Annotated in this window: 19 protein-coding genes and 3 tRNA genes; 11 read left to right on the plus strand and 11 right to left on the minus strand. The window is 73.6% G+C overall.

Annotated features, from left to right (window positions below):
• On the plus strand, positions 1 to 1,283 hold a 1,283-nt coding region (locus QL983_RS05140), incomplete at its 5' end, for a lipase family protein (RefSeq protein WP_290151573.1).
• A 51-nt stretch (positions 1,284 to 1,334) separates the two neighbouring features.
• Positions 1,335 to 2,231, plus strand: a complete 897-nt coding sequence (locus QL983_RS05145; RefSeq protein ID WP_290151575.1) for an SMP-30/gluconolactonase/LRE family protein — start codon at positions 1,335 to 1,337, stop codon at positions 2,229 to 2,231.
• Between the two features lie 127 nt (positions 2,232 to 2,358).
• Here the strand turns inward: QL983_RS05145 and QL983_RS05150 are convergent, their stop codons facing one another.
• Entirely contained in the window at positions 2,359 to 3,000 is a 642-nt protein-coding gene (locus QL983_RS05150; RefSeq protein ID WP_197458576.1) for an RNA methyltransferase, read from the minus strand.
• Positions 2,997 to 3,365: a hypothetical protein gene (locus QL983_RS05155; protein ID WP_020626754.1), complete on the minus strand. Its 369-nt coding sequence runs from the start codon at positions 3,363 to 3,365 to the stop codon at positions 2,997 to 2,999. The genes QL983_RS05150 and QL983_RS05155 overlap by 4 nt, the downstream gene beginning before the upstream one ends.
• Before the next feature lie 63 nt (positions 3,366 to 3,428).
• Here QL983_RS05155 and QL983_RS05160 point away from each other — a divergent pair, with 63 nt between their 5' ends.
• Entirely contained in the window at positions 3,429 to 4,520 is a 1,092-nt protein-coding gene (locus tag QL983_RS05160) for a magnesium and cobalt transport protein CorA (RefSeq protein ID WP_180971851.1), read from the plus strand.
• Positions 4,521 to 4,546: 26 nt separating this feature from the next.
• Here the strand turns inward: QL983_RS05160 and pyrE are convergent, their stop codons facing one another.
• Positions 4,547 to 5,143 carry an orotate phosphoribosyltransferase gene (pyrE, locus tag QL983_RS05165; RefSeq protein ID WP_102708216.1) on the minus strand — a complete coding sequence of 199 codons (597 nt, stop codon included), beginning with the start codon at positions 5,141 to 5,143 and terminating at the stop codon, positions 4,547 to 4,549.
• A gap of 59 nt (positions 5,144 to 5,202) precedes the next feature.
• On the opposite strand from pyrE, the gene QL983_RS05170 reads away from it, so the two are divergent.
• The 6 genes from QL983_RS05170 (at position 5,203) to QL983_RS05195 (ending at position 12,021) form a co-directional block, all read left to right on the plus strand.
• Entirely contained in the window at positions 5,203 to 5,649 is a 447-nt protein-coding gene (locus QL983_RS05170; protein ID WP_290151580.1) for a MarR family winged helix-turn-helix transcriptional regulator, read from the plus strand.
• A gap of 58 nt (positions 5,650 to 5,707) precedes the next feature.
• Positions 5,708 to 6,616, plus strand: coding sequence for an ammonia-dependent NAD(+) synthetase (nadE, locus tag QL983_RS05175; protein ID WP_101965641.1), 909 nt, complete (start codon positions 5,708 to 5,710; stop codon positions 6,614 to 6,616).
• A gap of 44 nt (positions 6,617 to 6,660) precedes the next feature.
• Positions 6,661 to 7,488: an exodeoxyribonuclease III gene (locus tag QL983_RS05180; protein ID WP_049147818.1), complete on the plus strand. Its 828-nt coding sequence runs from the start codon at positions 6,661 to 6,663 to the stop codon at positions 7,486 to 7,488.
• 18 nt (positions 7,489 to 7,506) lie between these two features.
• Entirely contained in the window at positions 7,507 to 8,409 is a 903-nt protein-coding gene (locus QL983_RS05185) for a hypothetical protein (protein ID WP_069941067.1), read from the plus strand.
• Positions 8,410 to 8,522: 113 nt separating this feature from the next.
• Positions 8,523 to 10,346 carry an alpha-amylase family glycosyl hydrolase gene (locus QL983_RS05190; protein ID WP_036383521.1) on the plus strand — a complete coding sequence of 608 codons (1,824 nt, stop codon included), beginning with the start codon at positions 8,523 to 8,525 and terminating at the stop codon, positions 10,344 to 10,346.
• Between the two features lie 208 nt (positions 10,347 to 10,554).
• Entirely contained in the window at positions 10,555 to 12,021 is a 1,467-nt protein-coding gene (locus QL983_RS05195; RefSeq protein WP_036383523.1) for an amino acid permease, read from the plus strand.
• A gap of 84 nt (positions 12,022 to 12,105) precedes the next feature.
• On the opposite strand, the gene QL983_RS05200 is transcribed toward QL983_RS05195, so the two are convergent.
• The gene (locus QL983_RS05200) at positions 12,106 to 13,965 is read right to left on the minus strand and encodes a BCCT family transporter (RefSeq protein WP_144819813.1); all 1,860 of its coding nucleotides are present in this window, start codon (positions 13,963 to 13,965) and stop codon (positions 12,106 to 12,108) included.
• A gap of 202 nt (positions 13,966 to 14,167) precedes the next feature.
• Here QL983_RS05200 and QL983_RS05205 point away from each other — a divergent pair, with 202 nt between their 5' ends.
• Positions 14,168 to 14,434 carry a hypothetical protein gene (locus tag QL983_RS05205; protein ID WP_002856131.1) on the plus strand — a complete coding sequence of 89 codons (267 nt, stop codon included), beginning with the start codon at positions 14,168 to 14,170 and terminating at the stop codon, positions 14,432 to 14,434.
• Positions 14,435 to 14,441: 7 nt separating this feature from the next.
• Here QL983_RS05205 and QL983_RS05210 read toward each other — a convergent pair whose 3' ends face one another.
• From QL983_RS05210 to QL983_RS05225, 4 genes are all read right to left on the minus strand, one after another.
• The gene (locus QL983_RS05210) at positions 14,442 to 15,056 is read right to left on the minus strand and encodes an isochorismatase family cysteine hydrolase (protein WP_290151590.1); all 615 of its coding nucleotides are present in this window, start codon (positions 15,054 to 15,056) and stop codon (positions 14,442 to 14,444) included.
• A gap of 92 nt (positions 15,057 to 15,148) precedes the next feature.
• Positions 15,149 to 15,224: transfer RNA gene (locus QL983_RS05215), tRNA-Phe, on the minus strand.
• A 72-nt stretch (positions 15,225 to 15,296) separates the two neighbouring features.
• Positions 15,297 to 15,370: transfer RNA gene (locus QL983_RS05220), tRNA-Asp, on the minus strand.
• A 116-nt stretch (positions 15,371 to 15,486) separates the two neighbouring features.
• Positions 15,487 to 15,559 (minus strand) — tRNA-Glu (locus tag QL983_RS05225).
• Between the two features lie 125 nt (positions 15,560 to 15,684).
• Here QL983_RS05225 and QL983_RS05230 point away from each other — a divergent pair.
• Positions 15,685 to 16,080: a metallopeptidase family protein gene (locus tag QL983_RS05230; protein ID WP_010079615.1), complete on the plus strand. Its 396-nt coding sequence runs from the start codon at positions 15,685 to 15,687 to the stop codon at positions 16,078 to 16,080.
• 7 nt (positions 16,081 to 16,087) lie between these two features.
• Here the strand turns inward: QL983_RS05230 and QL983_RS05235 are convergent, their stop codons facing one another.
• From QL983_RS05235 to QL983_RS05245, 3 genes are read right to left on the minus strand one after another with little or no spacing between them, the layout of a single operon-like run.
• Positions 16,088 to 17,062 carry a universal stress protein gene (locus QL983_RS05235; protein ID WP_041103604.1) on the minus strand — a complete coding sequence of 325 codons (975 nt, stop codon included), beginning with the start codon at positions 17,060 to 17,062 and terminating at the stop codon, positions 16,088 to 16,090.
• A gap of 60 nt (positions 17,063 to 17,122) precedes the next feature.
• A complete protein-coding gene (locus QL983_RS05240; RefSeq protein WP_290151596.1) occupies positions 17,123 to 18,001 on the minus strand; it encodes a fused MFS/spermidine synthase in 879 nt (292 codons plus the stop codon).
• On the minus strand, positions 17,998 to 18,561 hold the full coding sequence (locus tag QL983_RS05245; protein WP_144819811.1) for a GNAT family N-acetyltransferase: 564 nt from the start codon (positions 18,559 to 18,561) through the stop codon (positions 17,998 to 18,000). The genes QL983_RS05240 and QL983_RS05245 overlap by 4 nt, the downstream gene beginning before the upstream one ends.
• Positions 18,562 to 18,653 lie beyond the last annotated feature (92 nt).

Consider the following 18,653-nt stretch of genomic DNA (forward strand, 5'->3'; position numbering starts at 1 on the left):
CGCCACACGCGGCCCTGGCCCAGGAGTCCGCCCCGGCCCCGGACGCACCGGAGGTGAGCTCCGCCGTCGCGGACCTCTCGCAGCCGGCCACGACGGCCGAGGACGCCCGCTGGAACGCGGCCCGGGACACCCTGGCGGCGGCCTCGGCCGACGACCCCTTCTACCTGCCGCCCGCCACCGTGCCCGCGACCCCCGGCGCCCTGATCCGCACCGAGCCCACCGCCTTCTACCTGGACCCGGTGCGGCTGGTGCAGGTGCCGGCGCACGCCACGCGCATCATGTACGCCTCGCAGGACGCCCAGGGCCGACCCATCGCCGTGACCGGCACCGTGCTGACCCCCACCGCCCCGTGGACGGGCGGCGGCGAGCGCCCCGTGATCAGCTACGCAGTGGGGACCCAGGGGGCGGCGGACCGCTGCGCCCCCTCCCGCACCCTCTCCACCGGCGTGCAGTACGAGGGCGTCGGGATCACGTCCCTGCTGAGCCGCGGCCACGCCGTGGTCGTCACCGACTACGAGGGCCTGGGCACCCCGGGCACGCACACCTACATGGTCCGGGAGGCCCAGGCGCACGCCGTCCTCGACGCGGTGCGCGCGGCCGCCCAGGTCTCGGGGTCGGGCGTCACCGCGACCGCGCCGGTCGCGCTCGCGGGCTACTCGCAGGGCGGAGGGGCGGCCGCGGCCGCCGCCGAGCTCGCGTCGGAGTACGCCCCGGAGCTGGACCTCAAGGGCGCCTACGCGGGCGCCCCGCCGGCCGACCTCGTGCAGGTCGCGGGCCGGATCGACGGCGGTCTCTACGCGGCCTTCCTGCTCTACGCGATGGCCGGGCAGCTCGCCGCGTACGACGTGGACCCGGCCACGCATCTCAACGAGACCGGCCTGACGGCCCTCGCCGGCGCGGCCGAGACCTGCATGGTGGGCAGCCTCGCCTACGCGCACCTCGACTCCGCCACACTGACCCACACGGGGCAGGACTTCCCTGAGCTCGTCCGCTCCGATGCCGAGCTGGCCGGGATCCTCGCCGAGCAGCGGATCGGCGCACCGGGCCGCCGTCCGGACGTGCCGGTGATGATCGCGCACTCCGTCACGGACGACGTCATCCCGTACCGCACCGGCCGCGACCTGGGCCGCCGCTGGTGCGCGGAGGGCGCGCGGGTGCGTTTCGACCCGCTCCTCACCCCGACCCACGTGGGCGGCCACGTGGCCTCGCTGCCGCGGATGGGGGCGTTCCTGGACGCGAGCCTCGCCGACCGCTGGACCGCCGACTCGTGCGGGTGGTTCTGAGCCTCGGCTAGCGTCGGGGCCAGGACCGTCCCGCCCACCGAAGGAGCAGTCATGCGCGCCGAGCAGGTCACCGATCCCATCACCTACCACGGCGAGGGCCCCGTCTGGGCCGCCTCGTGGGGCAGCGCCGCCGAGGGCGTGACCGCCGGCGGCGGCCTGCGCTGGGTGGACATGCTCGCCGGGGACGTCCTGTCCCTGCGCGCCGACGGCGCGGTGGACCGCACGCACGTCGGCGACGTGGCCGCCGCGCTGCGCCCGCGTGCGGGGGGTGGCGCCGTCGTCGCGGTGGAGCGGGGCTTCGCCCTGATCTCGCCCGAGGGCGAGCTGACGACGCTGCCCGAGCTGTGGGGCGCGGACGCCGGGATCCGGATGAACGAGGGCGGCTGCGACCCGGACGGCCGGTTCCACTGCGGCACCATGGCGTACGCCAAGACCCCCGGCGCCGCGAACCTCTACCGGCTCGCCCCCGGACCCGACGGCGGCGCCGGCAAGGTGGACGTCGTGCTGACCGGCGCGACGACGTCCAACGGCCTGGAGTGGAGCCCGGACGGCACGCTGGCCTACTACAACGACACCCCCACGCGGCAGGTGGCCGTGTTCGACTACTCCCGCGAGGAGGGCCTGACGAATCGGCGCGTGCTCGTGGACGTGCTCGACGGGGAGGGCAAGCCGGACGGACTCACCGTGGACGCCGAGGGCGGGATCTGGGTGGCCGTGATCAGCCACGGGCAGATCCACCGGTACACGCCCGAGGGGACGCTCGACGAGGTGGTCGAGGTGCCCGTGCAGAAGACCACGGCGTGCACCTTCGGCGGCGACGACCTCGGCACCCTCTACATCACCACCTCCTGGGAGAACCTGGAGCGCGGCGAGGACCCGCTGGCCGGGGCCCTGTTCGCCGTCCGCCCGGGGGTGACGGGCCTGCCGGCCCGCCCCTTCGCGGGCTGACGCCGTCACGCCGCACGTCATCGGCGGCGCGGTCCTGCGCGGTCCTGCGCCATCCTGCGCCGCGAGCCAGACGAATCTGCGGTCCAGAGGCTCCTTTCAGCGCGGAATCGTCTGGCTCGCGCCGGACTCAGGGGACGGCCGCGTGCTGCCGGATCCACGCGTGCATCGCGATGCCGGCGGCCACGCCCGCGTTGATCGAACGGGTGGAGCCGTACTGCGCGATGGACAACACCGCGCTCGACGCCGCTCGCACCTCCGCCGAGAGCCCCGGCCCCTCCTGCCCGAAGACGAGCACGCAGGCACGCGGGAAGTCGAAGGTCTCCACCGGCACCGACTCGGGGAACAGGTCCACGCCGAGCACGGGCAGCCCCTCCCCCGCCGCCCACTCCGTGAACGCCGCCACCGTCTCGTGGTGGCGCACGTGCAGGTAGCGGTCGGTGACCATGGCGCCGCGCCGGTTCCAGCGGCGCCGCCCGATGATGTGCACCCCGGCGGCGTTGAACGCGTTGGCGGTGCGCACGACGGTGCCGATGTTCAGGTCGTGCTGCCAGTTCTCGATGGCGACGTGGAACGGGTGCCGCCGCGCGTCGAGGTCCGCGACGATCGCCTCGAGGCGCCAATAGCGGTAGCGGTCGAGGACGTTGCGGCGGTCGCCGTGCGCGAGCAGCTCCGGGTCGTAGCGGGGGTCCTCCGGCCACGGGCCGGTCCACGGGCCGACGCCGACCTCGCGGGGCGCGGCGCCGTCCTCGGCCGGCGCGGGCTCGCTCAGCGGCCGGCCTCGGACCGGTCGACGGCCGCCCAGGCGGCCCCGGCGGACACCGCGGCCACGGAGAGCACCGCCGGCCACGCACCGATCTTCTTGGCCAGCGGGTGGGAGGCGCCGAAGCCGCCGAGGTACAGGGCGGCCAGGCCACCGGCGACGGCGGGCCCACGCTTGGCCAGCCACGTGCGCCCGGCGTACAGGCCGGCGGCGGCCAGCACGACGCCGCCGAGCGGGCGGATGCCGGTCTCACGGGCGGTCAGGTAGCCGCCGATCAGACCGAACGCGGTGACCGGGGCCGTGGAGACGGCGTGGGCGGGGAGGAGGGTCTTGCCGTCGCGGACGACGGGCGGGGCATGGCGCGGAGTCTTCATGGCGCCACCGTAGCGCGCGCATCCTGGAATACGCCGGGGGCCACCGTCGGGGAGAATGTCCTGGTGAGCATGATCGACAACGCCGTGTACGTGGACGGGCGGCGCGTCCACGCCCCCTCCACCCTCGAGGACACCTGGGAGGAGTGCGAGCGCACCGGCGGCATGGCCTGGCTGGGCCTGTACCGCCCGGACGTGGCCGAGCTCCAAGCGGTCGCGGAGGAGCTGCGCCTGCACCCGCTCGCCGTCGAGGACGCCCTCACCGGGGGCGAGCGCGCCAAGCTGGACCGCTACGGCGAGGACTCGTTCATGGTCCTGCACCCGGCCCGCTACATCGACCGCACCGAGACCGTGGAGTTCGGCGAGCTGAGCGTCTTCACCGGCGAGCACTACGTGGTGACGGTGCGTCACGCGGAGGAGCCTGACCTGGCCGCCGTGCGTCGGTTCCTGGAGACGGAGGGCCGCGAGCGCCTCGCGATGGGGCCGTGGCAGGTCACCCTGGAGATCCTGGACCGGGTCGTGGACGACTACTTCCCCGTGGCCGACGGCCTCGAACAGGACATCGAGGAGATCGAGGGCCAGGTCTTCGCCGGCGACGGGCACGTCTCCCGGCGCATCTACCAGCTCTCCCGCGAGGTGCTGAACTTCCAGCACGCCATCCGCGCGCTGCCGTCCATCGTGGAACAGCTCCAGGAGGAGGTGCGCACCCGCCTGCACGAGGACACCCGCCGCCTCGACGCCGACGGCCTGCCCCGGCGCGACGACGCCCACGCCTGGGAGGACGAGGAGCTCAGCGATCAGGCGCGCCTCGAGGTGGAGAACCTGCGCCGCCTGCGTGACGTCCACGACCACACCGTCCAGATCAACGAGCGCGTGACGACCATGCGCCAGATGCTCCACAGCGCCCTCGAGCTGGACTCGACGCTGGCGTCGAAGCGGCTGTCCGAGCAGTCGATCGCCCAGAACGAGCAGGTCAAGCAGATCTCGTCCTGGGCGGCGATCATCTTCGCGCCGCAGCTGGTGGGCTCGGTCTACGGCATGAACTTCGTCAACATGCCGGAGCTGCACTGGGCGTTCGGCTATCCGTTCGCCCTGGGACTCATGCTGGCGGTGGCCCTCACGCTGTTCGTGCTGTTCAAGCGCGCGGACTGGCTCTAGGCGGGCGGCGCGGGGCCGGCCGAGGCTCAGTCGAGGCCGAGCTCGTCCTTGCCGAACGCGTACAGGTACGGCACCCCCGCCTCCTCGGCCACGCGCTCGGCGGCGCCGGTCGCACGGTCCACGATCACGGCCACGGCCTGGACGTCGCCGCCCGCGTTGCGCACGCCCTCGACGGCGGTGAGCGCGGAGCCGCCCGTCGTCGAGGTGTCCTCCAGCACGACGACGCGGCGCCCGTCCACGCTCGGGCCCTCCACCTGCCGGCCCATGCCGTACGACTTCTGCGCCTTGCGCACCACGAACGCGTCGAGCGCGCGGCCCGCGGCGCCGGCCTGGTGCATCATCGCGGTGGCCACGGGGTCGGCGCCCATGGTGAGACCGCCCACGGCGTCGAACCCGATCCCGTTCTCCTCGAGCAGGCGCAGCATCACGCGGCCGATCAGCGGGGCGGCCTCGTGGTGCAGGGTGACGCGACGCAGGTCCACGTAGTAGTCCGCCTCCTTGCCGGAGGACAGGGTCACCCGGCCGTGCACCACGGCCAGCTCCTGGATGAGCTGCTTGAGCCGCTCGCGGTCCTGCTCGGGCGTGGGGACGGTGGGGGTCTGCGCGTCGGTCATGCCGCCCATGCTAGTGCGGGGTGTGGCCACCCCTGCCGCTTCCGTCCCGGCCTGGCTAGGCTCGGGTTATGAGCGAGATCCCGCACGACGACACCGCCGTCCAGCACCCCTCTGGCCTGCCCCTGGCGCACTGGCTCACCCTCACCGAGGGCCTGATCGCGGCGCGCGTGGCCGAGAGCCTCGAGGAGCACGGCCTGACCCGCGCCCAGTGGCAGTTTCTGAACACCCTCACGGTGGCCCCGCAGTCCCGCGCCGAGCTCGAGGCCGGCTTCGAGGAGGAGCAGCGCGGCGCGGTGTCCGGTCAGATCGAGGAGCTGGTCGAGTCCCGCTGGGTGACGGTCGAGGGCGACCTCTACACCCTCACCGCCACGGGCCGCACCGCGGGCGCCCGCGTCGGTGAGGCGGTCGAGGCCCTGCGTGCCGAGGCGACGGCGGACGTCCCGCGGGACCAGATCGACGACGCCGTCCGCGTCCTGCGCCGCATCGCCCGCAACCTGGGGCACCCGGACGCGTGAGCCGTCGTCGCCGACCGACCCTGTCCCCGTGCGCGGGGCCGGTCCTACGCTGACCGGCATGCGTGAACTCCAGCAGCGGATCATCGCCGAGCAGTGCGTCCTCCCTGAGATCGACCCCGCGGCCGAAGTCGAACGGCGCGTGGCCTTCCTCGCCGACTACCTCGCGGCCACGGGCGCGTCCGGCTTCGTCCTGGGCATCTCCGGCGGCGTGGACTCCACCGTGGGCGGCCGGCTGGCCCAGCTCGCCGTCGAGCGTCGCCGCGCCCAGCTCGGCGTCCCGGACGCCGTCGCCCTGGGCGGCCCCGGCACCACCCCGCCGGGTGAGGCGGGGGTGGGCGCCGACGTCGTGCCCTCCCGCGAGAACCCCCGGTTCACCGCCGTGCGCCTGCCCTACAAGGTGCAGCACGACGAGGCGGATGCCCGGGCCGCCATGGACTTCGTGGGCGCGGACCAGGACGTCACCCTGAACATCGCGGAGGCCGTGCAGGGTCTGGCCGCCGCCTTCGCCGAGGCCGTGGGGGAGCCGATCTCGGACTACAACCAGGGCAACGTGAAGGCCCGCATCCGCATGACGGCCCAGTACGCGGTGGCCGGCGCCCACGGGCAGCTGGTGATCGGCACGGACCAGGCGGCGGAGGCCATCACGGGCTTCTACACGAAGTTCGGCGACGGCGGCGCGGACGTCCTGCCGCTGGCTGGCCTGAACAAGCGGCAGGTGCGGGCGCTGGGCCGCGAACTCGGCGCCCCCGAGCCCCTGTGGAACAAGGTGCCCACCGCGGACCTGCTGGACGGCACGCCGGGCCAGACGGACGAGGCCGAACTCGGGATGACGTACGAGGACATCGACGACTACCTCGAGGGCAAGGACGTCCCCACCGAGGTCGCGGAGAAGCTCGAGGGCATCTGGCTCCGCAGCCGCCACAAGCGCACCACGCCGGTGACGATCCACGACGACTGGTGGCGCTGAGGCGCCGATCCCACGGTGTCCGCGCCCTTCGATAGCCTGGCCGGGTGAAGATCGCCACCTGGAACGTCAACTCCCTCCGTGCCCGCGCCGACCGCGTCGAGGCCTTCCTCGAGCGCCATGACATCGACGTCCTGGCCATCCAGGAGACCAAGTGCCGGGACGAGAACTTCCCCTGGGAGCTCTTCGAGCGCGCCGGCTACGAGGTGGTGCACAACGGCACCTCGCAGTGGAACGGCGTGGCCATCGCCTCCCGCGTCGGCCTGAGCGACGTGCAGCGCGGCTTCCCCGGCCAGCCGCACTTCGGCAAGGGCGGCGTGGACCCGCAGGAGGAGTCCCGCGCCATCGGGGCGACCGTGGGCGCGGAGGCGGCCGACGGCGTCGCCCCGGTGCGCCTGTGGAGCCTGTACGTGCCCAACGGGCGCGGCCTGGAGAACGAGCACATGGGCTACAAGCTCGAGTGGCTGCGCGTGCTCCAGGAGCACGCGGCCGCTCGCCTCGCCGAGGACCCGGACACCCGGCTCGCCCTGACCGGCGACTGGAACATCGCTCCGCAGGACGAGGACGTGTGGGACATCGAGCTGTTCCAGCGCGAGGGCTACACGCACGTCTCCCCGCCCGAGCGCGCGGCGTTCCGCGCGTTCGAGGACGCCGGGCTGGTGGACGTGGTGCGCCCGCGCCACCCCGGCCCCGGCGTGTACACGTACTGGGACTACACGGGCCTGGCCTTCCCCAAGAAGAAGGGCATGCGCATCGACTTCCAGCTGTGCTCCCCCGCCCTCGCACGGACGGTCACGGACGCCTGGATCGACCGCGAGGAGCGCAAGGGCAAGGGCGCCTCGGACCACGCGCCCGTGGTCGTCGAGCTGGGCTGAACCACGGACGAGCCCGCGATGACCCACGACGACGGCGGCCCGCCCCCGGGTGTCGCGCGCGGCACCGCGCACCTGCGCGTCTTCCAGCCGCTGGCCGCGTTCCCGGACGCGGTCCAGGCGCGGCTGATCGCCGGCGGCCACCGCACCCGTGCCGAGGTGGAGGCCGAGGCGGCGGAGCGGGCCCGGCGTCGCCTGGCCCGGCCCGTGGCCGACCCGTTCCCGGAGCCCGGTGAGGACGACCTCGTGCGGGTCCTCCAGGACGAGCACCGCTCCGCCTTCTACTGCCCGGACGAGCGGGGCCTGCGCGCCGAGATGGCCGCAGCCATGCTCGAGGAGACGATGCTGCCGCGGCTGCACTCGGCCGCCATCCCGCCGGCGGCGCGCGCCATGAACCGCGGCCGCGCGCTCGTGGCGCTCGAGGACGAGTGGGGCCTCTCCCCCGACCCGGACGCGGCGGTCGAGGACCCGCAGGACGAGGACGGTGCGCCGGAGCACCACCGCGTGCAGACGCGCACGGCCACGTGGGGTGTGCCGCACGGCTGGCTCACGGTGTTCGACCCCGAGGAGCCCGTGCAGCGCCTCGTGGACGGCGAGCGCACGGCGTACCGGCGCGCGCCGATCGTGGCCGCCCGGGAGCGGGCCGGGCACGCGGCGGCGGTGCTCGCGCGCCACGCCCCGGACGCGGAGCTGATCGGCGAGCTCACGGTGATGGTGGAGTGGCTCGGCGCGTTCCACCCCGACTCGTGGGTCGAGCTGGACTACGGCGGCCTCACGCGGCACGTGTGGCCGGACGACTCCGTCTTCGACCTGTGGACGCTCATCGACGCCCTCGAGGAGGGCGACGAGGCGACCGCCGGCGTCGCGCAGGAACGGCTGAACCGTCGCTGGGCCACCGTCGGGATGCTGGCCCGGCTGACCTGAGCCGGCCCGGCGCACCGGGGTGGGGCTGCCCCGGGCGCCCGAGACGCACACCACGCCGCCGACGCCGCCCACGCGGGGCGCGCGGCCCCGGCGTCGGGCCTAGGGTGGATCCCATGACCACGCAGCGCCTGAGCACCCCGCCCTCGGAAGCCCGGAACCGACCCGTCACCCCGTGGTGGGTGGACGCCGTGATCTACCAGGTGTACCCGCGCTCCTTCGCGGACGCGGACGGGGATGGCATGGGCGACCTGCGCGGCGTCACCTCGCGCCTCGACTACCTGGCCCAGCTCGGCGTGGACGCGATCTGGCTCTCGCCCTTCTACCTCTCCCCGCAGCACGACGCCGGCTACGACGTCGCGGACTACCGCGCCGTGGACCCGCGGTTCGGCACGCTCGCGGACGCGGACGAGATGATCGCCGCCGCGCACGAGGCCGGCATCCGCGTGGTCGTGGACCTCGTGCCGAACCACACCTCGTCCGAGCACGCGTGGTTCCAGGCCGCCCTGGCCGCCGGCCCCGGCTCCCCCGAGCGCGCCCGCTACCACTTCGCCGAGGGCCGCGGCGAGCACGGCGAGCTGCCCCCCAACAACTGGGAGTCCACGTTCGGCGGCGGGGCCTGGACCCGCGTGACCGAGGCGGACGGCACCCCGGGCCAGTGGTACCTGCACCTGTTCGACACCACGCAGCCGGACCTGAACTGGGAGAACGAGGAGGTGCGTGAGGAGTTCCGCTCCATCCTGCGGTTCTGGCTGGACCGCGGCGTGGACGGCTTCCGGGTGGACGTGGCCCACGGGCTCATCAAGCAGCCCGGCTACCCGGACGCCGAGCACTCCCGCATGGGCATGGTCACGGACGCGGGCGAGGACGCCGACCCCACGTTCGACCCGGACACCTTCGAGCCGCTCACCCCGTTCATGGACCAGGACCGCGTCCACGAGGTCTACCGGGACTGGCGGCGGGTCCTGGACTCCTACGACCACGAGCCGATGATGGTGGCCGAGGCGTGGGTGGCCCCGCTCTCGCGGATGTTCCGGTACGTCCGCCCCGGCGAGATGCACCAGACCTTCAACTTCACCTACCTCATGGCCGGCTGGGACGCCGCCTCGCTGACCCACGCGATCGACCGGTCCTTCGAGCAGGCCGGCCGGGTCGGCGCCCCGAACACCTGGGTGCTCTCGAACCACGACACGGTGCGCCACGCCTCCCGCTACGGCCTCGCCGACCCGAGCTCCTACCCCGCCGGCATCACGGCCGAGGACGAGCAGCCAGACGAGGCGGTCGGTCGCCGTCGGGCCCGCGCCGCCGCGATGGTGGAGCTGGGCCTGCCCGGCTCCGCGTACATCTACCAGGGCGACGAGCTGGGCCTGCCCGAGCACACCACCCTCGCCGCCGAGCACCGCCAGGACCCGTACTTCTTCCGCACGGACGGCAAGGAGCCCGGCCGCGACGGCTGCCGCATCCCTCTGCCGTGGGCCGCCGACGAGCCGTCCTACGGCTTCTCGACCCCCGCGGACGACGACGGCCCCGCGTCCGCCGCCGAAGGCGTCGCCGCGCCCTGGCTGCCCCAGCCCGCGTCCTTCCGAGCGCTGGCGGCGGACCGGCAGGTCGGCGTCGAGGGCTCCGTGTTCGAGCTGTACCGGCGTCTGCTGCAGATCCGCGGCGAGCTCGACCTGGGCACGGGCACGTTCGCGTGGTCCGAGCACCACGACCCCACACGCGGCGTGCTGGCGTTCACGGTCACCTCGGGCGGTGGCCGGCACCTGGGCTCGGGCGAGCCGATCCCGGCGCGCACCGTGCTCGTGATGGCGAACCTGTCGACCGAGCCCGTCGACCTGCCCGCGAACCATTCCCGGGCCCTGTTCTCCCTCGAGGAGGCGGAGGCCGTGCAGGACGGGCGGCTCGCGCACGACGCCGCCGCGTGGCTGCTCATGGACTGAGCCCGGCGCGCCCCGGGACCCGCCGGGGCGCCACGGACCTTCCGCGGGGAATCCGCGGTGGGCGAGGTCACATCATCCGGCCTGGCCGGACGAACGCGACGTAACGTCCACGATGACTTGCATCACACCGGACAAAGTGGCATGAACGCTGTATCACGAGTCACCATGGCGTGTCCTGATCCACCCCCCCTTCGAGCGGAGACTTCACGTGAGCACCTCCCCCTCCGGCTCCCGCGTCGCCGAGACCGGCGCGGCCACCGCGGACCGCGGGCAGCTGCACCGCGGCCTGAGCCAGCGGCACATCATGTTCATCGCCCTGGGCACGGCGGTGGGCACCGGCCTCTTCTACGGCTCGGCCGGCGGCATCCAGGCCGCCGGGCCGGGCGTGATCCTGTCCTTCCTCGTCGCGGGCGCCGCCGTGTTCCTCGTGATGCGCGCCCTCGGCGAGATGACGCTCCGGGAGCCCGTCTCCGGGTCCTTCGCCGCCTACGCCTCCCGTTATCTCGGCCCCTTCGCCGGCTACGTGACCGGCTGGACCTTCGTCTTCGAGCTGGCCGTCGTGATCGTCGCGGACACCGCCGCCATCACCACGTACATGGCGTTCTGGTTCCCGGGGGTCCCGGCCTGGGCCTGGGTCGCGGCCACGATCCTCGTGGTCGGCCTGATCAACTTCACGCACGTCGGCAACTTCGGTGAGGCCGAGTTCTGGCTGACGCTCGTGAAGGTCGGGGCCATCGTGGCGATGATCTTCGGCGGTGTGATCCTGCTCTTCACCGGCGCCTCCACCGCGGACGGCACCCAGGCCAGCCTGGCGAACCTCGTGGACCACGGCGGATTCCTGCCGCACGGCATCCTGGGCGTGCTGACCGCGCTCACCATCGTGACGTTCTCCTTCGGCGGCATCGAGACCCTCGGCGTGGCCGCGGGCGAGGCCAAGAACCCGGAGAAGGTGCTGCCCAAGGCCATCAACACGGTGCCGATCCGCATCCTGTTGTTCTACGTGCTGACGATGGCGGTCATCATGGCCCTCGTCCCCTGGAACCAGGTGGACGGCAAGGCCAGCCCGTTCGTGCAGATCTTCGAGGGCCTCGGCGTCCCCTTCGCCCCGCACCTGCTGAACTTCGTGGTGCTCACCGCCGCCGTCTCCGCGATCAACGCCTGCATCTACGCGTCCGGTCGCCTGCTCTACGCGATGGCCCACGACGGCCAGGCACCCCGGGCCTTCACCCACACCAACCGCGGCGGCGTGCCGTGGCTGTCCGTGGCCGTGATGCTGGGCGTGATGGTGCTCGGCGCGGTGCTGATCACCGTGGACCCGAACGCCTTCAGCCTGGTGGCCGGCGTCGCCTCGTTCGCCGTGGTGCTGACCTGGGCCATGATCTTCCTGTCCCACCGCGCCATGCGCAGGCGCGTCGCGGAGCAGGGCGCGGAGCCGTCCCCCTTCCCCATGCCGCTGGGCGGCGTCGGCACCTACCTGGGCCTGGCGTTCGTGGCCACCGTGGTGATCACCATGGCCACCATCCCGGATTCGCGCCAGGCGCTCATCATCGGTCTCGTGTGGGTCGCGGTCCTGACCCTCGCCTGGTTCGTCACGGGCACCCGCACGTCGGCCGCGGCCCACGACCGCACCGGCACCCTGCCGGTGGTCCGCACCCGCCAGTCCCACGAGGACTGACCCCCACGACGACGACGGCCCCTGTCCCGCGCGGGACAGGGGCCGTTCTCGTCGGGGCCGGGAGGTCGCCCGGGAGGCCGGACGTCAGTGCTCGTGGCGGCGCAGCCGGGGGCGGCGGGGCCCCTCTGAGGCCGGGACGCCGGCGGCCGCATCGGCGATCCGCTGCTGGTGGTCCCGGCTGAGCGAGGCCCACCACTGCGAGGCCGCCACGGGGCCGGCGTCGACCACCTCGTCGTCGTCGGACTCGAGGCCCAGGCGGTCCTTGATGGAGGCCAGCATGGCCTGGCGGCGCACCGCCTCCACCCGCGCCACGGAGTAGCCGAGCGAGCGGAACGTGGCCAGGCAGATCAGCAGCATCAGCACGGAGAACGGCAGGCCGATGGTGATGGCCAGGACCTGGATCGCGGACAGGCCGCCCGCGGCCAGCAGTGCCGCGGCCATGAGCGAGGTGGCGATGGCGAAGAAGATCTTCACCGTGGCCTTCGGGTTCACGTCGCCGCCGGTGGCGAGCATGCCCATCACGAGCGAGCCCGAGTCGGCGGAGGTGATGAAGAAGATGCCCGAGAGGATGATGGCGCCGACCACGAGCATCATGCCCGCGGGCAGCTGCTCGAGCACCTGGAACAGCGCGGTGTTCGAGTCGATGGCGCCGTCCGCGCCCACCACGGAGGTGTACCCGGCCGGGCGGGTGGTCTCGAGGAAGATCGCGGTGCCGCCCAGGATGCCGAACCAGACCACGCAGACCAGGGTGGGCACCAGCAGCACGCCGGCGATGAACTCGCGCACGGTGCGGCCGCGCGAGATGCGGGCGATGAAGATGCCGACGAACGGCGTCCAGGACATCCACCAGCCCCAGTAGTACGCGCTCCAGCCGGCCTGCCACGCGTCGCCCTCGGCGCCGTAGAACGCGGAGACGTTGAGCGAGTTCGCGAAGAAGTACTGCATGTAAGAGCCGAGGGACTGCACCATCTCCTTGAACAGGAACGCGGTGGGTCCCACGATCGCGATGAACAGCAGCAGGCCGGCGGCCAGGATCAGGTTGGTGTTGGACAGCCACTTCATGCCGCGCTCCACGCCGGAGACCACGGTGTAGAGCACCACGCAGGTGACCGCGCCGATCATGGCGTACTCGAGCCAGGGGCTGTCCTCGGGCACGATGCCCAGCGCGCGCAGGCCCGCGGACATCTGGGTGACGCCGAGGCCCAGCGAGGTGGCCACGCCGAAGACGGTGCCGATGAGGGCGATGTTGTCGATCAGGTGCCCCCAGCCGCCGCGCACGCGGCGCTCGCCGATCAGCGGCTCGAAGGCCCAGCGCAGCGCGAGGGGACGGCCACGCCGGTGGATGGCCAGCGCGACCGCCACGCCCACCACCGCGTAGATCGCCCAGGGCTGCAGGCCCCAGTGCAGGAATGTGGTGGCCAGCGCCGACTGGGCGGCCTCCGCCTGGGTGGGGTTGGCGGCCGCCAGGTCGGGCCGCGGCGAGGTGAAGTGCATGAGCGGCTCGGTCATGCCGAAGAACACAAGGCCGATGCCCATGCCCGCCGCGAAGAGCAGGGAGAACCAGGACAGCGTGGTGAACTCGGGCTTCTCATCGGGCTTGCCCAGCGTGATGTCGCCCTTGCGGGAGAACGCGAGGTAGCCGCAGAACAGCACGAAGAACAGGGCGACGAGGGCGTACCACCACGAGAAGTTCGTGATGATGGCCTGCTGGACCAGGCCGATGCCCACGGTCATCTGCTCGGGGGCGAGCAGCGTGGCCACCACGAAGGAGAGCACGATGACCGCGGAGGGCCAGAACACCCACGGCAGCAGGACGCGGTCGCGGGCGGCCGCGGCGGAGGTGGCAGGGGCGACGCCGGCGTCGGGGGCGGTCGCCGAGGACGGATGGTTCCCGGGTTGCTCGGGGATCATGGGCTCGGTCGAGGGCGGTGTCGGATCGCTCATCCTCCCGACCCTACGTGGTCCCGCACGCCGGCTCCCCGCCTGGGGCGCGGCCGAGTGGACGGTCTCACCCGGCGGGGTGACCGCGCCCACGGCCCCGGCGCGGGCGCCCCCTGGTGAGGCGTGGGCGGCCTCACTAGGGTGTGGGGCACCACGACGACGGCGGCGCCGGACGGGCCCGCCCGTGAGAGGAAGGACCCGCACCATGACCGATGTCCCCTTCGAGGACCGCGAGGACGAACGAGAGCTCGAGACGGACCTGCTCGCCGATCCCAACGCCGCCGGCGACCCCGAGCCGGAGGACGGCCGCGACGGCCAGCCCGTGCGTGGCGGCTCGGACGACCCGCAGCACTGGGCCGGGGAGGGACGTGCCCCGGACTCCCTGCGCAATGCGGAGTCCGCCGCCATGCACATCGAGGAGGACGCCCAGGACCGCACGCGTGCGGACGAGGGCGACGTCGAGATCCTGTGACCGTCCCTCAGCCCCGGTCGGGGACGAGGCTCGTGCGCAGGAGGGTCAGTGCCTCGTCCTGCCCGAGGAGCGGCTGACGCATCTCGGCGCGGAGGAAGTCGAGCATCGCCGCGGCCAGCGCCGGCTCTTCGGAGGCGATCGCGTCCGTCGCGATCGCGACGTGGAAGTCGAGGGCGAACGCGGCCGTGGCGGTCTCGGCGATGCAGCTGTGGGTGGAGACGCCGCACAGCAGGAGCCGATCCACCCCGCGGCCCCGCAGCTCGGCCGCCAGTCCGGTGCCGTGGAAGGCCGAGTCCCGGGTCTTCGCGACCTCGACGGCGTCCGGGGCGGCCGCCGCGACCCCGTCGAGCAGAGCGGCCTGCCGGGTGCCCGGGAAGGCGAAGCCCTCGCCGTCGGCCAGCATGTTCAACGTCCACGTGGAGCGGTCCCGCGCGTGCTCGGTCCGCACCAGGAAGACGGGACGGCCGGCCTCGTGCGCGGCCCGGAGCAGTTCCACGACCGCCGCCGTCAGCTCGGACTGATGGGCGGCCAGCGCGGGATGCTCGAAGTAGCTGTGCTGGACGTCGATCACCACGAGCGCGGTCTCGCCGCCGGTCGCGCGGGCGGAGGGGGAATCGGGCATCGACCCAGTGTGCCCACCGCGTCGCCGCCTGTCAGCGGCCCGTCGCCCCGGACGACGAAGGCCCCCCGCGTCTGCGGGGGGCCTTCTCGAAGTGGTGGCTCCGACCGGCGTCGATCCGGTGACCTTACGATTTTCAGTCGTACGCTCTACCAACTGAGCTACAGAGCCCGGCGACCTTCGTCACCAGGACCATGCGTCACCGGACTCCGTTTCCGAATGCCGGTGATCGGACGATCCGAGCGACCCTGACGGGACTTGAACCCGCGACCTCCGCCGTGACAGGGCGGCGCGCTAACCAACTGCGCTACAGGGCCATGTTCTGTTGTTCTCGCCGCTTTCGCAACGAGTGGAAACTCTAGCAGAGCCTCCGAGCGTCGTGCAAATCCACGCTCCACGTGCCGTTCCGGCCGCCGAGGGCGGCCGTTCTGCGTACCCCCAACGGGATTCGAACCCGTGTCGCCGCCGTGAAAGGGCGGTGTCCTAGGCCTCTAGACGATAGGGGCAGGTCCGATGTCGAGATTCCCGAGGTGGACCCTGGGAGTCTATGGTGGCCGCACACCCTCCGGCAAGTCCGGCCGCCGGCCGGCCGCCCTCCGCACCGCGGAGCCCCGCACCCCCAGGAGCCGCCGTGGACCACCGCCCGTCGCCCGACCAGCCCGCCGCCACGTGGATGAGCGAGCAGGAGTTCGACGACGCCGTCTCCGCGGCCCTCGCCCGTATCCCCGACGAGCTGGCACGGCTGCTGACGAACGTCGTCGTGGTGGTGGAGGACGAGTACGAGCCGCAGCGCTGGGAGGACCCGGCCACCGAGCTGTTCGGCCTCTACGAGGGCGTGCCGCTGACCGAGCGCGCCGAGTTCGCGTGGCAGATGCCGGACCGGATCGTGGTGTTCCGCGGTCCACTCACCCGCCACTGCACCTCCCGCGCCGAGCTCGAGGACGAGATCACCGTCACCGTCATGCACGAGGTCGGGCATTTCTTCGGCATCTCCGAGGAGCGCCTCCACGAGCTCGGCTGGGGCTGAGCGCCGGTCAGGACTCCGGCTGGTCCTGGACCGGGCCGAACGAGGCGCGGCGGCTGAGGCGGACGTCCTCGCGGAACGGGACGACGAGCACCGGGCCCTTCGCGTGGTCCGCGACGCCGCGGCTCGTGGAGCCGACGATCGCACCGGCGAAGCCGCCCAGACCGCGCGTGCCCACCACGGTGAGGCAGGCGGTGGCGCTCTGGTCCACCAACACGTCCACGGGGGTGCCGTCCACGAGCTCGGTGAGGACCTCGAGGCCGGGGAACTCGGAGCTGATCCACGCGGCGCCGGCGTCGAGACGCTCGCGCAGCTCCCGCTCGCGGGCCTCCTCGTCCAGGCTGACGGCCAGCCACGCGGCGTTCGCGCCCAGGGGCGGGACGGCGCACACGAGCTTCAGCGGGGCCTGGCGGAGGCGGGCCTCCTCGGCGGCCTCGAGAGCGGCGGCACGACCCTGCTCGGAACCGTCGACGCCCACCACGACGGCGGTCCTGTCCCCCGCGCGGCTGGCCTCGACCCCGGCGGGGATGATGGCGACCGGGCAGTGCGCGTGGCCGGGCAGCGCGGCGGCCACCGAGCCGAGCAGGCGGCCCATGAAGCCGCCGCGGCCGCGCGCGCCCGAGACGAGCAGGGAGGCCTCGGCGGAGAGCTCCACGAGGACGCCGGCCGCGTCCCCGATCTCCACACGCAGCTCCGGACGCACCCCGTCGGCGTCGAGCTTGCCGGCGACCTCCTCCAGGAGGGCCTGCACGCCCTCGCGGAGACGGGAGTCGTCCAGGACGGCGCCGCCGGCGTCCGCGCCGTAACCCCAGTACGCGGGGATCGAGTAGGCGGTGACGAGGGTCAGCGGCTCGCCGCGCAGGCCGGCCTCGCGCTGGGCCCAGCGGGCGGCGGAGACGGACTGGTCGGAGCCGTCCACACCCACCAGGACGCCGAGCGGTGCGTCCTCACGGCGGGTGGCGGCGGGCTGGGTCTGGGCGGACATGGCGACCTCCTCGAGTCGGACTCGACGGGCCCCGGGCGGACCCGGCCGAGTGCCTCCAGTCTACGCCTCGGGGCCCGGGACGAGTCCCGTGATCCCGGGCGCGACGCCCGCGGGGAAGCCGCGTGGATCCTCCGCGAGCCGGGCCGGGAAGGCGTCCATGCGCAGGGCACGGGCCACGGGGGCGTCCGAGGCCGCCACGATGACGCTGCCGCGGCGCCGCCCCTTGAGCATGGGCGGATCCGCGATCACCTCGACGTGCTCGAACGCGGCGACGACGGCAGCCACGTCCGCCCGCACCGACGTCAGGTCCGGCCCGCCGCCCACGTTGAGCACGTACAGCCCGCCCGGGGCGAGGACCCGCGCGGCGGCGCGGGCCGCGTCCAGGCCGGTGAGGCCCGGCGGGGTGATGTGGCGGGCACCGGTCAGGTCCGTGGGGTCCGGGGCGAAGACGTCGCGGATGATCAGGTCGCGGCTGGCCGGGTGGGCCGTGGCCAGGACCTCGGCGGCGTCTGCCACGCGGATGCGCAGGGCCGGGGCGCGGGGCAGGCCGAAGCGCTCGCGGGCGAGGGCGGCCAGGCCGGCGTCGATCTCCACCGCGGTCTGGTGGGAGCCCGGGTACGCGTGGTCCACCCAGCGGGCGAGCGCGCAGCCCGCGCCGCCCAGGTGCAGGGCCCGCAGCGGCGTGGGCTCCGGCCAGTGCGCCCGGACGGCCGCGGCGGCCCAGCGCATGTACTCGAAGGCCATGCGCTCGGGGCGCTCGGGGTCCAGCGGCGAGGACTCGACGCCGTTGACGTAGAGGATGAACGCGTCCGGCTCGAAGGCGTCCTCGCGGATCTCGGCGGTGCCGTGGGTGATCGCGTGGACGCCCGGCTCGATCCCGGCGGGGCCGGCGGATCCGCCCGCGGCCCGGCCCCGGCGCGCCGATGACCGGCGACTCACGCCGCACCGCCGTCGTGCGGGCGACGGCGCACCATCAGCTGCTCGTGCAGGCCGGCCCACGGGCCGGTCATCGGCTCCGGCGCCCCCACGGCCGCGAACCCGTGCTTGGCGTAGAACGCCACGGCCCGCGGATTCTCGGCGAGGACGCGCAGCATCGCGGGACGCTCCCCGACGACGGCGTCCAGCAGGCGCGCTCCCAGGCCGGTCCCGTACGCCTCGGCCAGGACGTAGAGCACCATGAGCTCCACATCGGGCAGGTCGGCGGGCGATGCGGCCGCGTCGTCCGCGCCCGTCCGGCCCGTCTCCGCCGCCGAGCGACGCGGGCCCGCGAGCGCCACGCCGAGCAGCCGGCCGCCGTCGTCGGCGACCCAGAGGTCTCGGTCCGGTCCGATCAGCGCGGTCCACGCGGGTACGTCCTCCGGGATCCGGTCCTCGATCGCGTCCAGGTACGCGGACGGCAGGAGCGCGCCGTAGGCCTCCCGCCACGACCGCGCCTTGACGCGCAGCAGCGCCTCGACGTCCCCGGGGGCGGCGGGGCGCACGGTCACAGACTCAGGCACGGGCTGCTCCTCTGGGCCGCCGGCGCGGCGGCCATTTCTCGAACGAAAGCGCCTCGACACGCCGCCGTTTCTCGAACGAAAGCGTCCGGGGG

Origin of the sequence: Micrococcus sp. APC 4021, from assembly GCF_030407635.1 — a bacterium.
Lineage (GTDB): Bacteria > Actinomycetota > Actinomycetes > Actinomycetales > Micrococcaceae > Micrococcus > Micrococcus luteus.

What these genes read in the sequence shown, in the direction of transcription:
- QL983_RS05185 (WP_069941067.1), top strand. Translation starts at nt 7,507, where the DNA reads ATGACCCACGACGACGGCGGCCCGCCCCCGGGTGTCGCGCGCGGCACC.
- QL983_RS05200 (WP_144819813.1), bottom strand. Translation starts at nt 13,965, where the DNA reads ATGAGCGATCCGACACCGCCCTCGACCGAGCCCATGATCCCCGAGCAA.
- QL983_RS05205 (WP_002856131.1), top strand. Translation starts at nt 14,168, where the DNA reads ATGACCGATGTCCCCTTCGAGGACCGCGAGGACGAACGAGAGCTCGAG.
- pyrE (WP_102708216.1), bottom strand. Translation starts at nt 5,143, where the DNA reads ATGGGCGGCATGACCGACGCGCAGACCCCCACCGTCCCCACGCCCGAG.
- QL983_RS05170 (WP_290151580.1), top strand. Translation starts at nt 5,203, where the DNA reads ATGAGCGAGATCCCGCACGACGACACCGCCGTCCAGCACCCCTCTGGC.
- nadE (WP_101965641.1), top strand. Translation starts at nt 5,708, where the DNA reads ATGCGTGAACTCCAGCAGCGGATCATCGCCGAGCAGTGCGTCCTCCCT.
- QL983_RS05235 (WP_041103604.1), bottom strand. Translation starts at nt 17,062, where the DNA reads ATGTCCGCCCAGACCCAGCCCGCCGCCACCCGCCGTGAGGACGCACCG.
- QL983_RS05155 (WP_020626754.1), bottom strand. Translation starts at nt 3,365, where the DNA reads ATGAAGACTCCGCGCCATGCCCCGCCCGTCGTCCGCGACGGCAAGACC.
- QL983_RS05145 (WP_290151575.1), top strand. Translation starts at nt 1,335, where the DNA reads ATGCGCGCCGAGCAGGTCACCGATCCCATCACCTACCACGGCGAGGGC.
- QL983_RS05190 (WP_036383521.1), top strand. Translation starts at nt 8,523, where the DNA reads ATGACCACGCAGCGCCTGAGCACCCCGCCCTCGGAAGCCCGGAACCGA.
- QL983_RS05210 (WP_290151590.1), bottom strand. Translation starts at nt 15,056, where the DNA reads ATGCCCGATTCCCCCTCCGCCCGCGCGACCGGCGGCGAGACCGCGCTC.